The 16,357-nt window shown below is 72.1% G+C and carries 14 protein-coding genes; 9 read left to right on the top strand and 5 right to left on the bottom strand.

The window, feature by feature from the left end:
• Positions 1-7: 7 nt before the first annotated feature.
• Positions 8-769 carry a snapalysin family zinc-dependent metalloprotease gene (locus tag AN215_RS29610; RefSeq protein WP_070013700.1) on the top strand — a complete coding sequence of 254 codons (762 nt, stop codon included), beginning with the start codon at positions 8-10 and terminating at the stop codon, positions 767-769.
• A gap of 27 nt (positions 770-796) precedes the next feature.
• Here the strand turns inward: AN215_RS29610 and AN215_RS16260 are convergent, their stop codons facing one another.
• On the bottom strand, positions 797-1,441 hold the full coding sequence (locus AN215_RS16260; protein ID WP_070013699.1) for a GNAT family N-acetyltransferase: 645 nt from the start codon (positions 1,439-1,441) through the stop codon (positions 797-799).
• Between the two features lie 340 nt (positions 1,442-1,781).
• On the opposite strand from AN215_RS16260, the gene AN215_RS16255 reads away from it, so the two are divergent.
• The 4 genes from AN215_RS16255 (at position 1,782) to AN215_RS16240 (ending at position 6,608) form a co-directional block, all read left to right on the top strand.
• A complete protein-coding gene (locus AN215_RS16255; RefSeq protein WP_070013698.1) occupies positions 1,782-2,372 on the top strand; it encodes a TetR/AcrR family transcriptional regulator in 591 nt (196 codons plus the stop codon).
• 60 nt (positions 2,373-2,432) lie between these two features.
• Positions 2,433-3,182, top strand: coding sequence for an ABC transporter ATP-binding protein (locus AN215_RS16250; RefSeq protein ID WP_070013697.1), 750 nt, complete (start codon positions 2,433-2,435; stop codon positions 3,180-3,182).
• A gap of 5 nt (positions 3,183-3,187) precedes the next feature.
• Positions 3,188-5,632, top strand: coding sequence for an ABC transporter permease (locus tag AN215_RS16245; protein WP_070013990.1), 2,445 nt, complete (start codon positions 3,188-3,190; stop codon positions 5,630-5,632).
• A gap of 343 nt (positions 5,633-5,975) precedes the next feature.
• Positions 5,976-6,608, top strand: a complete 633-nt coding sequence (locus AN215_RS16240; protein WP_070013696.1) for a LysM peptidoglycan-binding domain-containing protein — start codon at positions 5,976-5,978, stop codon at positions 6,606-6,608.
• Between the two features lie 246 nt (positions 6,609-6,854).
• Here the strand turns inward: AN215_RS16240 and AN215_RS16235 are convergent, their stop codons facing one another.
• Positions 6,855-7,973: a PucR family transcriptional regulator gene (locus AN215_RS16235; RefSeq protein WP_245694522.1), complete on the bottom strand. Its 1,119-nt coding sequence runs from the start codon at positions 7,971-7,973 to the stop codon at positions 6,855-6,857.
• A gap of 61 nt (positions 7,974-8,034) precedes the next feature.
• Between AN215_RS16235 and nhaA the strand changes: the two genes are divergently transcribed.
• Entirely contained in the window at positions 8,035-9,612 is a 1,578-nt protein-coding gene (gene nhaA / locus AN215_RS16230) for a Na+/H+ antiporter NhaA (protein ID WP_245694521.1), read from the top strand.
• Between the two features lie 173 nt (positions 9,613-9,785).
• Entirely contained in the window at positions 9,786-11,072 is a 1,287-nt protein-coding gene (locus AN215_RS16225; protein ID WP_079123108.1) for a cation:proton antiporter, read from the top strand.
• A 200-nt stretch (positions 11,073-11,272) separates the two neighbouring features.
• Here AN215_RS16225 and AN215_RS16220 read toward each other — a convergent pair whose 3' ends face one another.
• Together AN215_RS16220 and AN215_RS29605 are read right to left on the bottom strand one after the other, a co-directional pair.
• Positions 11,273-11,869, bottom strand: coding sequence for a dihydrofolate reductase family protein (locus tag AN215_RS16220; protein ID WP_070013694.1), 597 nt, complete (start codon positions 11,867-11,869; stop codon positions 11,273-11,275).
• Positions 11,870-11,947: 78 nt separating this feature from the next.
• The gene (locus AN215_RS29605) at positions 11,948-12,346 is read right to left on the bottom strand and encodes a YybH family protein (RefSeq protein WP_070013693.1); all 399 of its coding nucleotides are present in this window, start codon (positions 12,344-12,346) and stop codon (positions 11,948-11,950) included.
• Positions 12,347-12,517: 171 nt separating this feature from the next.
• Here AN215_RS29605 and AN215_RS28705 point away from each other — a divergent pair, with 171 nt between their 5' ends.
• Positions 12,518-13,417 carry an ATP-dependent DNA ligase gene (locus AN215_RS28705; RefSeq protein WP_070013988.1) on the top strand — a complete coding sequence of 300 codons (900 nt, stop codon included), beginning with the start codon at positions 12,518-12,520 and terminating at the stop codon, positions 13,415-13,417.
• A 50-nt stretch (positions 13,418-13,467) separates the two neighbouring features.
• Here AN215_RS28705 and AN215_RS16205 read toward each other — a convergent pair whose 3' ends face one another.
• Positions 13,468-15,693: an FUSC family protein gene (locus AN215_RS16205; RefSeq protein ID WP_070013692.1), complete on the bottom strand. Its 2,226-nt coding sequence runs from the start codon at positions 15,691-15,693 to the stop codon at positions 13,468-13,470.
• A gap of 150 nt (positions 15,694-15,843) precedes the next feature.
• Between AN215_RS16205 and AN215_RS16200 the strand changes: the two genes are divergently transcribed.
• Positions 15,844-16,356, top strand: coding sequence for a GyrI-like domain-containing protein (locus AN215_RS16200; RefSeq protein ID WP_070013691.1), 513 nt, complete (start codon positions 15,844-15,846; stop codon positions 16,354-16,356).
• Position 16,357 lies beyond the last annotated feature (1 nt).

Raw genomic sequence — 16,357 nt, 5'->3', positions numbered from 1 at the left:
AGACAGGATGCGTACCGGACTCGAGAGATGGGTGGCAGCCTCCGCGCCGCTGACTCTGTTCGCACTGACCGCGTGCGGAGGACCGGAGGGCTCCGGGACGCAGTCGCCCGTTGTCGAGCAGAGCCTCTCGGCCACGAGCGACTCGTCCGGAGAGTCCTCGGGACGGGGTTCCGACGAGATCCCCTCACGCGGCTCCGGCTCTCGCGGGACGGACGCCGTCGTCGGCGAATCGGCAGGTCCGGGCGGGCAGGGCCCGGAAGGCGGTTCGGGCGCGGAGTGGCCGGCCGACGACGTCTCCGGAACCATCCCCGAGGCCGGACCGGCGGCGGGCGCGGGCCGGGGTGAGGCCGTACTGCTGACGTACGACGCGAGTGCCGCCGAGGGCTTCGCCGGAGCGATACGGACCGCGGCCGAATCGTGGAACGACCGCGTCCCCGAGGTGAGGCTGCAGCGTGCGCGCTCCGGGACCGAAGCGGACATCCGCATCGTCGCCACCAAGGGCTGGCCCGGAGCCGAACCCCAGGGGCCCAGCCTCGGCAAGGGCACCGTCAGCATCGGCCGCAGAGCCCTCGCCCAGGGGCACGACGCGATCCGCATCGTCTCCCACGAGTTCGGCCACCTGCTCGGTCTTGAGGACAGGCAGCCCGGGCCGTGCTCCAGCGTCATGTCGGGCAAGTCCGCGGGGACGGCCTGCACCAACTCGTATCCGAGCGCTGCCGAAATCCGCGAGGTGCGGGGCAACTTCGGCTCCGCCGCCGGCAGTCGCTGAAGCAGGGCCCGGCTCGTCGCTCTGTCGTCAGTCAGGGCTCCAGACCATCGTCTGCTGGTGAACCCGCCTGCCGTCGTGCCGGATACCGGGGACGAGCGGAGTGGAGCCATGCTTGACGAAGCCCATGCGCTCGAAGAACCGCACCGCGCGGGTGTTCTCCGCCAGGGTCAGCAGATGGCATCCCGGTGAGCCGTTGTCCCTGAGCCGCCGGAACCACGCGTGCATGAGGGCGTCGGAGGCGCCCGTACCGCGCGCTGCGGACGCGACGTTGATGTGAAGGTGCGCGGGCCACCGTTCGTCCGTGAAGTCCGATGCCGTCGCCTCTCCCCGTACGGCGGCACGGCCCATGTCGAGCAGGCTTCGGGCGAGGAAGGCCGCGGGCCGGGGCCGGAGGACCAGCCGGTACTTCCGGATCGCACGGGCGATGCGTTCGCTCTCCCTCGGGAACTGCGAGTGGTCGAGGCTTCCGGCCAGGTAGCCGGCCAACGCCCCGTCGACCACCGCGACGAACAGCGATTCCGGCTCCAGGTCCATGTACGCCTGCAGGTAGATCGCCGCTTCCGACTCCTCGTGCCCCCACAGGGAAGCCGTCGGCGCGCCCTCGCTCACCCTGCGGAAGAGCTCGCGCAGCTCGGCGCGGTCCCCCTCCCGGAACGTACGGACCTCCGTCACGCCGAACCCCCTCCCGGTGGCCGTTGGTGTACCTGCGCTGGTTCCTCGCGCCCAACTGGTCCCCGCACCGGTCACTGCGCTGATCACCTGTCAGCTTCTCACTCGGGCTGACGATCACGGCCGTGCCGGGGCCTGGGGTCGGGGCCGGAGTCATGTGGTGGGAGCGGGGACGGGGCCGGGGGTGGCGCGCAGGCGGAGGGAGGCGTACGGTTGGGTCCAGTTTGGGCGTACGACCAAACCGCTCGCCCAATGCGTTCGCCCAATCGTCCGGCGACCCGATCGGCCGACCCATGGCGGGCCCGTCCCGCGGAGCCCCGTACAAGCACCCAGTGGAGCGACCATGACCCCGACATCCGCGGAGCGCGGCCAGGAGACCCGGCGGCGGCTGCTCGACGCCGCGGCGCAGTTGATCGTCGAGGACGGCTGGGGGGCGGTGACCACCCGGCGCGTGGCGGACCGGGCGGAGCTGCGGCCGGGTCTGGTGCATTACCACTTCTCCACCGTGACCGATCTGCTGATCGAAGCCGCACTGGCCTCCGCGCGGCGCGAGATGACGCGCGCGGCCGAGGCGATGTCGCAGGCCGACGACGCCTCGGGGGGCGTGATCCAGGTGCTGGAGATGGTTTCGGAGTACACCGCGACCGATCCGACGACGGTGCTGTTCAGCGAGATGCTGCTGGCCTCGACGCGGCTGGAGCGGCTCCGTACGGAGCTGGCGGAACTGATGGCGGAGTGGCGCGGGGGCGTCGCGGAGTGGCTGCGGGCCGCCGGCGGCACAAGCGGCTCGCAGGACGACGCCGAGGCCACCGCTCTCCTGCTGGGCGCCGCGATCGACGGGCTGGTGCTGCACCGGCTCATCGACCCGTCCCTCGCGCGGATCTCCGTGTCCGGACCACTGGCGCGGCTGGCCCGCGTCGCACCCGCCGGCTGAGGCACCGCCCCGCCGAGCCGGGCCCGAAGAACTCAAGTCCCGTACAGAGGGAGGAAATCCGTGGCGCATACGAGCACACAGGACGCCGGTACCGGAGTCACGCTCCGGGGCGGGGCGAAGCTGCGTGGGGTGTCGAAGTCGTACGGGGACGGGGAGGCTTCCGTCGCCGCGCTCGACGGAGTGGATCTGGACCTGGGGGCGGGCGAGCTGGTGGTCGTCCTGGGGCCGAGCGGCTCGGGCAAGACGACGCTGCTGAACGTGCTCGGCGGAATCGAGCCCGCGGGCGGCGGCTCGGTGGAGGTCGCCGGGGTGGATCTGACGGGGCGGCGGCCCCGCGGGCTCGCGGGTTTCCGCCGGGATCACATCGGCTTCGTCTTCCAGTTCTTCAACCTGGTTCCGACCCTGACGGCCCGCGAGAACGTCGAGGTGATGGTCGAGTTGACGGGCCGGGGCGAGCGTCGCGACGCCGCGGGGCTGCTGGAGTCCGTCGGGCTCGGGGACCGGCTGGACCACTTCCCGGCGCAGCTCTCCGGCGGCCAGCAGCAGCGCGTCGCGATAGCGCGCGCCCTGGCCACCGACCCGGATCTGCTGCTCGCGGACGAGCCCACGGGCGCCCTGGACGTCGCCACGGGCAAGTCGGTGCTGCGGCTGCTGCAGCGGACGAACCGTGAGGGCCGCGGCGTGCTGATGGTCACGCACAACGCCGCGATCGCGCGGATGGCTCACCGGGTGGTGACCATGCGGGACGGACGTGTGGAGTCGGTCGAGCGGAACGCGGCTCCCGCCGACGTGGCCGACGTGGACTGGTGAGCATCATGAGCTCCTCTCTCACCGGGACACGGTTCCCCCGCAAGGCACTCCTGCTCACCAAGACACGGCGTGATCTGCGGCGGCGGCTCCCGCAGTTCGCGGCGATCGGGGTGACCGTGATGGTCGGCGTGCTGCTCTTCGTCGCCAGTTACGACGCCTACCGCAATCTGGGCTCCAGCTACGAACACACCTACTCCCGCATGCACTTCGCCGACCTGACGGCCTCCGGCGGCGACGCGGCGAAGGTCGCGGCGGCCGCCCGTGCCTCGGACGGCGTCGAGGAAGTGGCGACCCGCACGCAGGGGCGGTTGCCGGTACGGCTCGGCGGGGACCGGAGCAGTTCCGGGAAAGGCAGCCCCGGCGCCGAACTCCTCGGCCGGGTGGCGGGGTTGCCCGCCGGTGAGCAGGCCGCCGTCAACAAGGTCGATGTCGTCTCCGGCCACTATCCGCGGCGCGGCGACCCGCACGGCGTGCTGGTCGAACGGCACACTGCGAAGACCTTCGGCCTCTCCCCCGGCGACACTTCGAGGATCCACGACGGTTCGCGCTGGCGGACGGTGACCGTACGCGGTGTGGCGGAGTCGCCCGAGTATCTGTGGCCGGCCCTCACCCGCCAGCAAGTCCTCGGTGATCCGCACAACTTCGCGGTGCTCTTCGCCCCCGAGGCGACCGTGCGGGAGTTCACGCGCAGCGTCCCGGGCACGCCGCAGACCCTCGTACGGCTGAGCGACTCCGCGCGCGCCGACGACGACGCGACCGCCCGTGTCGGGGAAGTCCTCCGCGCCGCGGGAGCCACCGAGGTGCAGCCGCGCTCCGAGCAGCCGTCCGACGCGACGCTGAACGAGGACCTGCGGGGTTTCTCCCAACTCTCAGTGGCTTTCCCGGTGTTGTTCCTGTCGGCGGCGGCCGTGGCCGCGTACGTCCTCATCACACGGATGGTGCTGGCCGAACGCAGGATCATCGCGACCTTCCTGGCCGCCGGAGCTTCGCGCGGCACCGTGGCGCGCCACTACCTCGGTCACGGTGTGCTCGCCGGTGCGGGCGGTGCCGTGCTGGGCGTGGCCCTGGGAGCGGTGGCGACGACGGCGATGACGCACGCCTACACCGCCGAACTCGGCATCCCCTACACGCTCGTGGAACACCGCCCGGCGGTCATGGTGACGGGTCTGCTCTTCGGCGTACTGGTGGGGCTGGTGGGCGGCGCCGTCCCGGCGTGGGCGACGACGCGTACCGCTCCCGCGGAGTCCATGCGAGGCGAGGGCGGCCCACCGCGGCCGGCCACGAAGCGGCGGCAGGCCCCGGCGTGGGCGCGGCGCATTCCGCTGACGCTCCGGCTGTCGCTGCGCGAACTGGGGCGCAGCCGGCGCCGCACGCTGGCGACGATGCTGGGCGGTGTTCTCGCGCTGGTGCTGGTGCTCTCGTCGGCGGGCATGGCGACGAGCATGAAGTCGGCGACGGACACGCAGTTCGAGACGGTGCAGCGTGAGGACGCCACCGTCACCGCCGATCCGCGGGCCCCCGGCCAGCAGCGGGCGCTGCGCGGCATCGACGGGGTGAGCGCGGTGGAGCCGATGACGTCGGCGCAGGTCACCGCGAGGGCCGGCGGCGAGTCCTACAGCACGCCGCTGACGGGCTACCGGCCGCGCACCACCATGCACGGCTTCCTCACGCCCGACGGGCGGGAGCGCCGGCTGCCCGCGGACGGCTGGGTCCTCGCGGGCAAGGGGCTGGCGGAGCGGCTGCGTCTCTCTCCGGGCGACCGGTTCACGCTCCGCTCCACCGGGGGCGGGGACGGCGCCACGGAGCGGAGTGTGCGGCTGGCCGGACTCGTCGACGAGCCGATGGGGTCGGCGCTGTACGGCACGCAGGCCACCGTCGAGGCGGCGACGGGCTCCGGAACCAACGGCTACGCGCTGCGGTTCGCCTCCGGAGCGGCAGCGCCGGGGCACGACCGGGTGCGCCAGGACGTCACGGCGCTGGACGGCGTCGTCGCCTATGCCGACTCCCAGGCGGTCAAGCGGCAGATCGACCGCTACATGACGCTGTTCTGGGTGTTCGTCGGGATCATGCTGCTGCTCGGCGGAGTGCTGGCGCTGACGGTGATCTACGTGACGATGACCGTCAACATCGCCGAACGCACCGGTGAGTTGGCCACTCTGCGGGCCGCCGGAGTGCCGTTGCGCCGCATCGCGGGCCTGTTGGCGGCGGAGAACCTGACGGCGACGGCGCTGGCCGTGCCGGTCGGTCTCGCGGCCGGTTTCGCCGCGGCGCGGGAGTCCCTGAACTCCTTCTCCAGCGACATGTTCTCGATACGGCTCGAGATCGGCTGGCCAGTCGTTGTCGCGGCGGCGGCCGCCGTCCTGGGTGCGTCGCTGCTGTCCCAGATCCCCGCCGTACGGGCCGTTCAGCGCCTCGACGTCGCACGCGTCGTACGGGAGCGCGCCGACTGAGCCAGGCAGCGACCGTGGAGCCCGGGGACGGGGGTCGGGGGACGGGGGTCGGGGGACGGGGGTCGGGGGTCGGGAGTCGGGGGACGGGATCCGGGGGCAGGGTGCCGGACCCGTCCCCCGATGTGACCCTTCTCTCCGCCGGTGCCCGCAGAAGCCCTGTTGTCCGGTTCGCACCTGTCCGGGTGACCTGCGGTGATGGTGAGTCCCGGGCGGCTTAGGGGAGTTGGGGGATCACTCGTGACGGTTTTTGCCCGTCCGCGGCAGTGTGCTTACGGTCGCCACCGCTCGACACGTTCGCCACGGAACATGTGGCGAACTCCGCGATCGTTAGGAAACATTCACCATGCTGTTTTCCGGCAACGGCCGTAACCGTGGGCCTGTGAAGGCCACACGCCTCGCCGTGCTGAGCGGCGTCGTGGGCGCCGCAGTCGCCCTTCCGATGGTGACTGCGCCCGGTGCCCAGGCTGCCTCCGTCAGCACCTGGGACAAGGTCGCCGAATGCGAGTCCAGCGGCGACTGGCAGGCCAACACCGGCAACGGCCACTACGGCGGCCTGCAGTTCTCCAACTCCAGCTGGGAGGCGGCCGGCGGCACGAAGTACGCGCCGCGCGCCGACCAGGCCACCAAGGAACAACAGATCGCCACCGCCGAGAAGTTGCTCGACCGGCAGGGTCCGGGCGCCTGGGCGTGTGCCGGCGAGGGCGGCCTGACCGCCGACGGCGCACCGGCCGACGTCGACCCGAGCGGCTCCGGTGATTCCGGGGGCTCGCCGCAGCACGAGACACACGACTCAGATCAGGGCGAGACGCCGGGCGACGGCGGAGGCAAGGGCAACTACACCGTGAAGGCCGGTGACACCCTCGCCTCCATCGCCTCGTCCCACGGCGTCGACTGGAAGGAGCTCCACGAGGACAACAAGTCCGCCGTCGACGACGCCGACCTGATCCACCCGGGTCAGAAGCTGCAGGTGGGCTGAGCCAGGCACAGCAGCCCGTACTGCCAGCTTCCGGCAGCCGGCGCCGTGCCCCCGGGAGCCCCCCGGGGGCACGGCCGTGCCCCGGGCCGATGCCCTCACCCCCGTCGAGGGCATCGGTCCGTGCATCGGCGCCCTTGCGGCGCACGCTCATGGTGACATCGGGGACGGCGGGCACACATTGCCAGAACCCGGCAATGTTCAGGTGCTTTTGACGTCCTGTGAGCAACCCGCTTGCGGCCTGCTTCTTCACACGCCCTTGCCGGGCCACCCCAGAAGCCGCGCTCCCATGACCGCGGCCTCCAGCGTGAAGCGCTGAAGGGGTTCGTTCGGCGAATAGCCGGTGAGGGTGCGGATGCGTTCCAGGCGGTACGAGAGCGTACGCACGCTCAGGCCGAGCCGCCTTGCGGCCTCCGCGTTGACGTATCCGGCCGCGGAGCACACCGTCAGGGTCTCCAGGAGCGGCTCCGCCCCGCCGCGTGCCTCCGTCAGCGGCCCGAGCACGGTCCGCACGAGGTCGGCCATGGCCCCCCGGTCGCGGAGCAGCACCGGGAAGACCAGCAGCTCCGAGGCGTTGAGGCGCACGTCCTCCAAGTCCAGTCCCTCCGCGAGTTCGAGCGCTCCCAGCGCCTCTTCGTAACTGAGGACCACGCCGCCCGCACCGGGATGCTCGCGCCCGACGGCTATGTGCCGCGCGGCGAGATGGCCCGGGCCAGGGTCGCGGGCGAGGCGGACGAAGTGCTCCAGCACGTCGTCGTCGCTGCTCGCGGCGATGCACACCAGCCGTCCCTCCTTCGTGGACAGCAGCACGTCACGGGAACCGAACCGCCCCCGCAGGTCGCGCTCGATGCGCCGGACCGTGCGGTGCAGGTCGTCGTATTTCTCCTCGCCGTCCGCGACCGCGACCGTGTGCACGTCCGCGAGCCGCAGCCCGAAGCGCGGCGCACGCTCCGCGAGCCGGCCCATGTCGCTGCGTCCGTGGAGCAGATCGTCGACGAACTCCCGCCGCTCGCCCTCCTCGCGGCGCGCCGCGAACCGCTGGGCGCGCTCGTGGCCCTCCCCCAGCGCCGACACCGCGCCCTCGACCGCTCCGAGCAGCGCGTCTCCCGTACGTGCGCGCTCACCCGCCGTGGCGGCACGGGCGACGCCCGGCAGAGTGCCCCACAGTTCACGTGTCCGCCCGAGGTAGAGGCCGACCAGTTCGCGCAGTGCCCAGCCCTGCTCGGAGGCGCGCTCGCCGAGGGCGCGGAAGGAGTCCAGTTCGTCGCGGCGCGGCAGGCGGCCCGTCTCGGACACCTCGGTCAGCAACCGCGTGTAGCGGCCGAGAAAGTCCTCCGCGCGGTCCACACCCGGGCTGTGCTCTGCCACCGCTCCCCCTCCCACCTCGGCCCCCGACCGCGCATCAGCGTATGCGAGCGGGTTACGGTGTATGAGTCGAACGAGATCGACCGCGATCAACGCGGCACTGGATCGACGCAGCAAGGGTGAGCCGGGAAGCCTGGTCGGCGGCGTCTTCAAGCGATGGCGCCTCCTTCTCCCGCGCCAGGAGCCCGCACCCATGTCCGCGTACCCGTCACGCCCGACGTCCGAGGCTGCCTTGACGTCCGGGTCTCCCTCGACGTCCGAGTCCTCGTCCGGCTCCCCCTCGGCTTCCCCCGCTTCCCCGCCACAACAGACCCGGCTCTTCGGCCGTCCCCCGACGGGCGAACGCCGCCGCCTGTCCGAAGCGCTGCGCGCCGAGACCGTCGGCGGCATGATTCTGCTCGGCGCGACTGTGATCGCGCTGGTGTGGGCCAACTCACCGCTGAGTTCCTCGTACGAGTCCCTCCGGGCCTTCCACTTCGGCATCCCCGCCCTCGGGCTGGACCTCTCCGTGGAGCACTGGGCGTCGGAGGGTCTCCTCACGCTCTTCTTCTTCGTCGCCGGAGCCGAGCTGAAGCGGGAGTTCGTCTCGGGGCAGCTGCGCAAGCCCGCGGCCGCCGCCCTTCCGGTCGTCGCGGCCGTCGCGGGCACGGTCGTCCCGGCACTCGTATACGCGGCCGTCTGCCTCGCCGGGGGAGGCAGCCTGGACGGCTGGGCCGTGCCGATGGCCACCGACATCGCCTTCGCCCTCGGCGTCCTGGCGGTGATCGGTTCCCACCTGCCCTCCGGGGTCCGCGCGTTCCTGCTGACCCTCGCCGTCGTCGACGATCTCGGCGCCATCCTGGTCATCGCGGTGTTCTTCTCCGCGACCCTCGACTGGACCGCGCTTGCCGGTGCGGCGGCCGGGCTGGTCCTCTTCCGGGTGCTGCACGCGAAGCTGGGAGTGCGCGGCTGGTACGTCTACGTGCCCCTGGCCCTCGTCATCTGGGCCCTGATGTACAACAGCGGCGTCCACGCGACGATCGCCGGCGTCGCCCTAGGCATGCTGCTGCGAAGCCGTCCGCGCGAAGGAGAGCGGACGTCTCCCGGGGAACGCGTCGAGCACATCGTGCGCCCGCTCTCGGCAGGCGTCGCCGTCCCGCTCTTCGCGCTCTTCGCGGCGGGCGTCGGCGTCTCTGGTTCCGCGCTCGCCGAGATGTTCCGGCAGCCGGAGTCGCTGGGTGTCGTCCTGGGCCTCTTCCTCGGCAAGTTCGCCGGCGTCTTCGGGGGGACGTATCTCGCGGCCCGCTTCACACGGGCACGGCTCGACCCGGCGATGGCCTGGCCGGACGTGGCGGGCGTCTCGATGCTCGCGGGCATCGGCTTCACCGTCTCGTTGCTCATCACGGAGCTGGCCTTCACGGACCAGGGGACCATGGAGCATGTGAAGGCGGCGGTACTCGTCGGCTCGCTGCTCTCCGCGGCCGCGGGCTGCGTACTGGTCAAGGTCCGCGACCGGAGATACCGGGTGCTGTGGGAGGAGGAGACCCGCGACGAGGACGGGGACTCCGTTCCCGACATCGACCAGCCGGAGGACCCGGAGCGGCGCGGCAAGGAGGCGGCACGGAGGGCGGCGGAGCGGGCGCAGCACGCCGGGGACACGTGACCGGACCTCTGAACGGACGCGTGACACCGCACCGGTCTCCCTGTTTCGGACCTCACAACCGGCGAGCCCTTGGCCATGCCGCCGGAACAGGGGCCGTGTAAAGTCTCCGGCGGTGTGCCGGGAAGTCTGGTCGGCGATGAGGCAGAACTCTCAGCTGACCGGAGGCGCTTGTCGTGGTGCTCATCGCGGTTTTCGGGATCGTCCTCCTGGCAGCGCTCCTGCTCTCGGGGCTGGCGGCCCGGACGGTCCTGTCCACCTCGCTGCTCCTCCTCGTCGGCGGAGCCCTGGTAGGGGAAGGGTTCCTGGGGTTCGTCGACGTCACGCCGGAGAGCGGGATCGTCTCGGTCACCGCGGACCTCGCACTCTTCGCCGTCCTGTTCGTCGACGGCATGCACGTCTCCTTCCCGGCGCTGCGCCGTGCCTGGCGCTACCCGGCCCGCGCACTCGCGCTGGGAATGCCGCTGGCGTTCGCGTTCATGGCGCTGGTCTCCCACTACCTGGTGGGTCTGGACTGGACGACGTCCTTCCTGGTGGGAGCCGTGCTGGCTCCCACGGACCCCGTCTTCGCCTCGGCGATCGTGGGCCGGAAGGAAGTGCCCGCGCGGCTGCGGCAGTTGCTCAATGTCGAGAGCGGAATCAACGACGGTCTCGCTCTCCCCGTCGTTCTGCTTCTGATCGCCGCGGCCGGTCCGGCCGCGGGCCACGCCCGGACCTCGGGCACGGCGATCGGCACGGAGCTGGCGCTGGGACTGGTCTTCGGCGCCGGGCTGCCCCTCCTCGTGCACGCGCTGGCCCGGGTCCGCGTGCTCGGCGCGGAGCCCAAGCTGCAGCCCCTGCTGCCGCTGGCGACCGGGGTGATCCTCTACGCCCTGTGCCACCTCACCCACGCGAACCCGTACCTCGCCGCGTTCTCCGCGGGCGCCGTCCTGGCCTCGGTCTCACCGGAGGCCAAGGAGTCCTTCGGCCCGCTGGGGGACCAGCTCGCCGAACTGGCGAAGTTCGCCGCACTGCTGATCTTCGGGGCCCTTCTGACTCCGCAGCTCTTCGGTGACCTGACGGTGGGCGGTTACGTGGCCGCCGTGCTGGCCATCGTCCTGATCCGCCCGGCCTCACTGCTGCTGTCCCTCGTAGGCACAAGGCTCGACCGCCGGGAGAGATTCGCGGCCGCCTGGTTCGGCCCGAAGGGTTTCGCGTCGGTGGTGTACGGGCTTCTCGTGCTGCAATCGGGAATCCCGCAGGCCGAACAGGCCTACACGCTCGTGGCCGTGTGCATCGCCTTCTCCATCGTCGCGCACAGCAGCACGGACGTTCCCGTCGCGCGCCTCTTCCAGGTCTCGCACCTCGTCGAAGGAACCGACGTCCACGCAAGCAACCAGGACACCGGCGGAGAAGCAACAGTGCCGGGTCCCTCCACCGCCGGCTCCACCCCCAGCCCGAACCGACTCCCCGGAGCGTCATGAACGACTGGCACAGCTGGGGGCGATCGCAGTCTTCACGGCCACGTACATCCTGATCATCAGCGAGAAGATCCACCGTGTCGCGGCCGCGCTCGGCGGCGCGGCGCTGATGCTCGACGAACTGCTGAGGGGCGGCACAGCATCGGGAGAAAGCGCCACTGGAGGTTGACCCGCCGGCGGCTGAACCTCCAGCCCCCGGCCGTTCAGCCCTCGGACGGGGCAGCCGCATCCGCCCGCACATGGTGCAGCAGCACCACGCCGTTGCCGAAGGTGCGCGTGCCCGCGAGGCGGAGGGGCGTCCTGGCGGCCGGGGGTTCGAGCGGCGGGAGAAGGGGCCGGCCCCGGCCGAGCAGCACGGGGTGCACGAGGATGCGGTACTCGTCGATCAGGTCGTGCCGACGGAACGCCTCCGCCAGCATGGCGCCGCCGACGGCCATGTCGCCGCCGGGCCGGGCCTTCAGCGCCCTGATCTCCTCGGGGTCCACCTCCCGGCGCAGGGCGGCGCTCTCCTCCCCGGTCCGCTCCAGCGTGCGGGAGAAGACAAGCTTGGGCGTCTCCCGCCAGATGCCGGCGAACTCCTTCATGGAACCGGTGACCGACGGGTCCGAGTCGGCGGTGGGCCAGAAGGCGGCCATCATCTCGTAGTCGACGCGCCCCAGGAGGAAGGCGCTCATCCCCCGGAACTGGTCGTTGATGTGGGCATGCAGCTCGTCGTCCATCAGGCTCCAGTCGATCTCACCGTCCGGGCCTGCGAAGTAGCCGTCCAGCGACACCGACATGGACAGGATGACCTTCCTCATCTGCGGATCCCTCCGTGCGTCGGTCCTTGAGCGGGTGGTCCAGCCCCTGAGCGGGTGGGTGGATGCCGATCGGGTGCGTCAGTCCTTGAGCGGAAACGAATGGTGCTCGTGCGAGACGGTCCAGCGGCCGCCTTCCTTGCGGAGCCCGATCGTCAGGCGGAGACGGTTGCCCGGGTCGTCCCGCAGCTCCTTCTCGGTGCCGCAGCGTGCGAGCGCGTACGCGAAGGCGACGTCCTCGCCCGCCGTGACGTCCAGGGAGACGATCTCGAAGCAGGCGCCCTGACGCTGCCAGTCGAAGAACGGCGGCCAGGTCGCGCGGTAGCTCTCGATGCCGCGCACGCCGTCGTCGGGCGGCGGCACGTCGAACATGACGATGTCGTCGGAGTGCGCTGCCAGCACTCCGTCCATGTCGCCTTCGTGCACCGCCGCCGCCCAGCGCTCGATGAGCTCACGGATCTGCGCCTCGTCACCGGCCACGTCCCGGCTCCTTCCGCTCCGCTTCCGTTCCTCGTCACGTACAACGGTGCTGACCAGGACGGCCGCGGAAACTCATCGGCTGCCGCCGCGCTCCGCCACAACGGTGGCGTGGGCGGCCGGGCGCGGCGTGGCCGCCGGACGCCCGGGTCGCCCGCCGTGAAGCTGGCCGCTGTGAATTCAGCTCTCGTGGTGCGGCTGCCGGTGGAGCTGGTGCGGCCCAAACCGGTCGAGGCCGTCCCCGACGGGCCCGGCTGGCACCATTCCGTCAAGCTCGACGGCTGGCGCGTCGCCCTCTCCGTGACCCCCGAGGGCGTACGCATCCACTCCCGCAGCAAGCGGGACGTGAGCGCCCAGTTCCCCGAACTCACCGACGCGGCAGACCAGTTGGGCGTGGGAACCGTCATCGACGGAGAGGTGGTGGTGTGGGACGAGCAGCGGGGGCGCTTCGACTTCGAGGCCGTGCAGTCCCGCGGCCTCGCCAGACGGCCCAGGTCCGTTCCCGGGGCCGTACTCGTCGCCTTCGACGTGCTCGCCGCGCCCTGGACGGATCTGCGGTCCGAGCCGCTGCGCAGCAGATGGCCACGGCTGCGGAGCGTCGTCGAACAGGCGGGCCCGCAGATCCAGTTGGTCCTGGCCACCGACGACGCGGCTCAAGCCCGCGAGTGGATGCGGGAGATGAGAACGCAGGGCGTCGAAGGCATCGTCTCCAAACGCTGGGACTCCCCCTACCGTCCCGGCGAACCGCGGACCGCCTGGCGGAAGGTGAGGTCCGCGGACACGGTCGACGCCCTGCTCCTGGGCGTTACCGGCCCGGAGCGGCGGCCCTGGGGCGCGGTCGTCGAACTCCCCGACGGGCGCCGGGCCGTCACCACGCCGCGGCTGCCGTCGGGGACGGCGTCACAGCTGGGCCGCGCCGTCGCCGGACGCCTCGGCGAGCCGGTCACGGACGGCCAACTGGACGTGCGGTGGCAGCCGTTGACCGCCGATGCCGAACCCCTCACCGCAGAGGTCCGCGTACGCACCGGCCGCGTCCCCCTGGTGCGGTACGTGCGGCTGCGCGTGGACGTCTAGGGACCGTCCGAAGGCCCTGGGGCCCGTCCGAAGGCCCGCCTCGGGGCTGGTCACTTGGCCCGGGGTGCCACCGCGTCCGCGAGGTCCTCCAGCGCGTCCGCGAGCAGGTCGGCGGTGCGCAGCGCCACCGAGGGGGAGGGCAGGTCCGCCTCCTGCTCCCACCAGCGGGCCAGGGCGTCGTGCACGGGGCCCCAGTCCGGGGTGCGGCCCTCGCGGAGCGCGGTCACCGCGTCGGGCAGGGCCGCCGCAAGCGCCCTGGAGTACTCCTCCGCGCCGGAGTCGGGCTTCGCGTCCCGGTCCGGGAGGTGTGCCTCCAGCAGCATCGTGACCCGGCCCAGGGTGACCATCGCGGACTGCGCCGCCGTTGCAGAGCGACGCGAGAGGCCGCCGCGGTGACGTACGGGCTCGGCGCCCGCCCGTGTCGCCGTCTGGTCCCACTCCTGGCGGGCGGAGCGCGTGTCCAGCAGGGCCTCGCGGACCTTGCGGTTCGGGTTTCCGGGTGCGGGCGTGCCGACCGCACCGGCCGCGCTGCCCGCCGGGTCGGCGAAGCAGTCGAGCACGGCGATCGTGTAACCACCGGTCGCCGAGAGCCAGTCGGCGAGCCGGTCCCTCAACTGCGGTGTCTCCCATGCCGGGAAGAGCGCGTAACTGAGCATCGCGAGCCCGCCGCCGAGCGCCGTCAGCCAGATCCGGTCCAGCACGGTCTGCGACCACAGCGAGCCGGCGATCCCCAGCAGGAAGACGACGTACGCACCGATGCAGGCGGAGGTGATGGCGTAACCGGTGCGCATCAGCAAGTACATGCAGCCGACGCTGACGACCGCCAGCGCCGCACTCGCGTACGGGGGAGGATGGGCCAGCACCGTGACCGTGCCCGCCAGCCCCACGCCGAACAGCGTCCCGACGACGCGGGCCACACCCCGTTCGTACGTACGGGAGAAGTCGGGGCGCATCACCATCACGGCGGTCAGCGGCGCCCAGTAGCCGTGCTCGGGCGGCAGCACCCTGCCCAGCACATAGCTGACGGCGACGACGGCGGCGACGCGCAGAGCATGCCGGCACACGGGCGAGGACCAGCGCAGTTCACGGCGGAAGGTGCGCACGGCCACGGGGACGAGGACGGCGAGCGACGGCTGGCTCAAGTGCCGTGGCTGTACGGGATGTGCGGGCTGGGCGTCCGCGTCGGGGTCGACGTAGACGTCGGCTTCCTCCACGCTGTCGGGCCGTGCCGGCATCTGCCATGTGGCGCGGGGAATCAGCGGGATCGAGCGGGTGACCTCGACCGGCTCCTGCGCGGCGTCCACCGCGTCCTGCGTCAGCGCGATCAGCCGCATCGCCGCCTTGCGCGCCGGGCCGCTCAACACCGGCCCGGAAGCGGGGACTTGGAGCACGTCCAGGGCGTCCTCCGGCAGACGTACGCGCTCGCCGCGCCGCACCGCGCGGGCCGTCGCGTCCAGCACGGTCGCCGCCGCCTGCAGCAGCTCCCGTACGCGCTCCCGTTCCCGGCCGACCATCGGCGCGCCCACGACGGGGTCGGCGAGGGAGGCGAGCACGGGACGGAAGCGTTCGGCCAGGCCCCGGTAGCCGCCGAGCTGGCGCGGGCGGCGGCGTGCCTGACGCGGCGTCACCGCTGCGGCGCTGCGGGCCTCCATGAGCGGCTTGGGATCGAAGGACGCGCCGGGGTCGTGGCGCAGCCGGCGCGCGTAGTCCGCGACGGCGGCGAGCGCGTCGGCGAGCGCGTCGCGCCGCTCGCCCCATGGCCGTACGGGGAAGAGCACGATCAGCGCCGCCTGCACCAGTCCGCCGGCCGCGATGAGCGCGGCCTGTGCGAGGGCACCGAGCACGGTGGTCGGCAGGGTGACGGTCACCAGCATGCAGGCCACCGTCGAGGACGCCACGACACCCGCTGTCGGGCCCAGTCCCCAGGCCAGGCCGGAGGCGAACGCCCAGGCGGCGAGGAGGAGTACGAACGCGACGGGATGGCCGACGACGAGATAGCCGGCGAACGTCGACAGCGCCAGCGCCGCCCCCGCGCACAGCGCCAGCACCGGCCGGGGACGCCAACTGCGCTGGAACGTGGCCACACCTGAGGAGAAGGCACCGAACGCGGAGGCCACAGCCAGCTCCGCGGACCCCGCCCACAGGGTCAGGAACACGATCACCGCGACACCGGCCGCGGCGCGCAGCGCGATGAGCGGATTGAGCTTGGCCCGCTCGACCGACAGTCCGGACCGCGCCGTCTCACCGAACGCCCGGAACCAGGGCAGGACCTTCATGCCGTCGAGCTTACGGGGACGTTCCGGGCGGCGGCCGGGGGCGGCAGCCGAGGTCAGAACGCGAAGGTGGGGCGGAACCACGGCCGGGGCGATGAGTTCCGGAGGGCCCGGTGGTCGGCCTCGGTCAGACACACGAACCTGGGGAGGATCATGAACAGCGCCGCGTCATCACAACCGGGCACGGACGAGCCCGAGATCGTCGACGTCGAACCGGCGGTGACGGCCGTCGTCCGCGGCGTCGTGCCGCAGGCCGGGCTGCGGGACTTCTTCGACACGTCGTTCCGGCAGCTCGGCGAGACGGTCTCCCGTCAGCAGATCGCCATCACCGGCCCCGCGTTCGGCCTCTACAGCCGGCCGCCGCAGGAGACCGCCGAACTCGAAGTCGGCTTCGTCACCGACCGGGCTGTCCGGCCCGAGGGGGACGTCGTCGTGAGCGCGCTCCCGGGTACGCGCGTCGCACGTACGACCCACCACGGCTCGTTCGACGGGCTGGGCGCCTCCTGGGAGCGGCTGCACGCCTGGGTACGCGAGCAGGGGCTGACGCCGGGCCCGGTCATGTGGGAGTTCTACGTCACCGAGCCCACGCCGGACATGGACCCGCGGGAGCTTCGTACGCAGCTCAACTGCGTGGTCGCGGACGGGGAGGCTTCCGCGAAAGACTGAC

The organism is Streptomyces abyssalis, assembly GCF_001751365.1.
In the GTDB taxonomy this organism is placed as follows: Bacteria; Actinomycetota; Actinomycetes; order Streptomycetales; family Streptomycetaceae; genus Streptomyces; species Streptomyces abyssalis.
The sequence above is the reverse complement of the archived record's forward strand: the minus strand, read 5'-3'. Positions and strand labels throughout refer to the sequence as shown.

Excerpts from the sequence above, each read along its gene's own strand:
- nhaA (WP_245694521.1), top strand. The coding sequence starts at position 8,035 with ATGAGTCGAACGAGATCGACCGCGATCAACGCGGCACTGGATCGACGC.
- AN215_RS29610 (WP_070013700.1), top strand. The coding sequence starts at position 8 with ATGCGTACCGGACTCGAGAGATGGGTGGCAGCCTCCGCGCCGCTGACT.
- AN215_RS16245 (WP_070013990.1), top strand. The coding sequence starts at position 3,188 with ATGAGCTCCTCTCTCACCGGGACACGGTTCCCCCGCAAGGCACTCCTG.
- AN215_RS16200 (WP_070013691.1), top strand. The coding sequence starts at position 15,844 with ATGAACAGCGCCGCGTCATCACAACCGGGCACGGACGAGCCCGAGATC.
- AN215_RS16240 (WP_070013696.1), top strand. The coding sequence starts at position 5,976 with ATGCTGTTTTCCGGCAACGGCCGTAACCGTGGGCCTGTGAAGGCCACA.
- AN215_RS16255 (WP_070013698.1), top strand. The coding sequence starts at position 1,782 with ATGACCCCGACATCCGCGGAGCGCGGCCAGGAGACCCGGCGGCGGCTG.
- AN215_RS16205 (WP_070013692.1), bottom strand. The coding sequence starts at position 15,693 with ATGAAGGTCCTGCCCTGGTTCCGGGCGTTCGGTGAGACGGCGCGGTCC.
- AN215_RS16220 (WP_070013694.1), bottom strand. The coding sequence starts at position 11,869 with ATGAGGAAGGTCATCCTGTCCATGTCGGTGTCGCTGGACGGCTACTTC.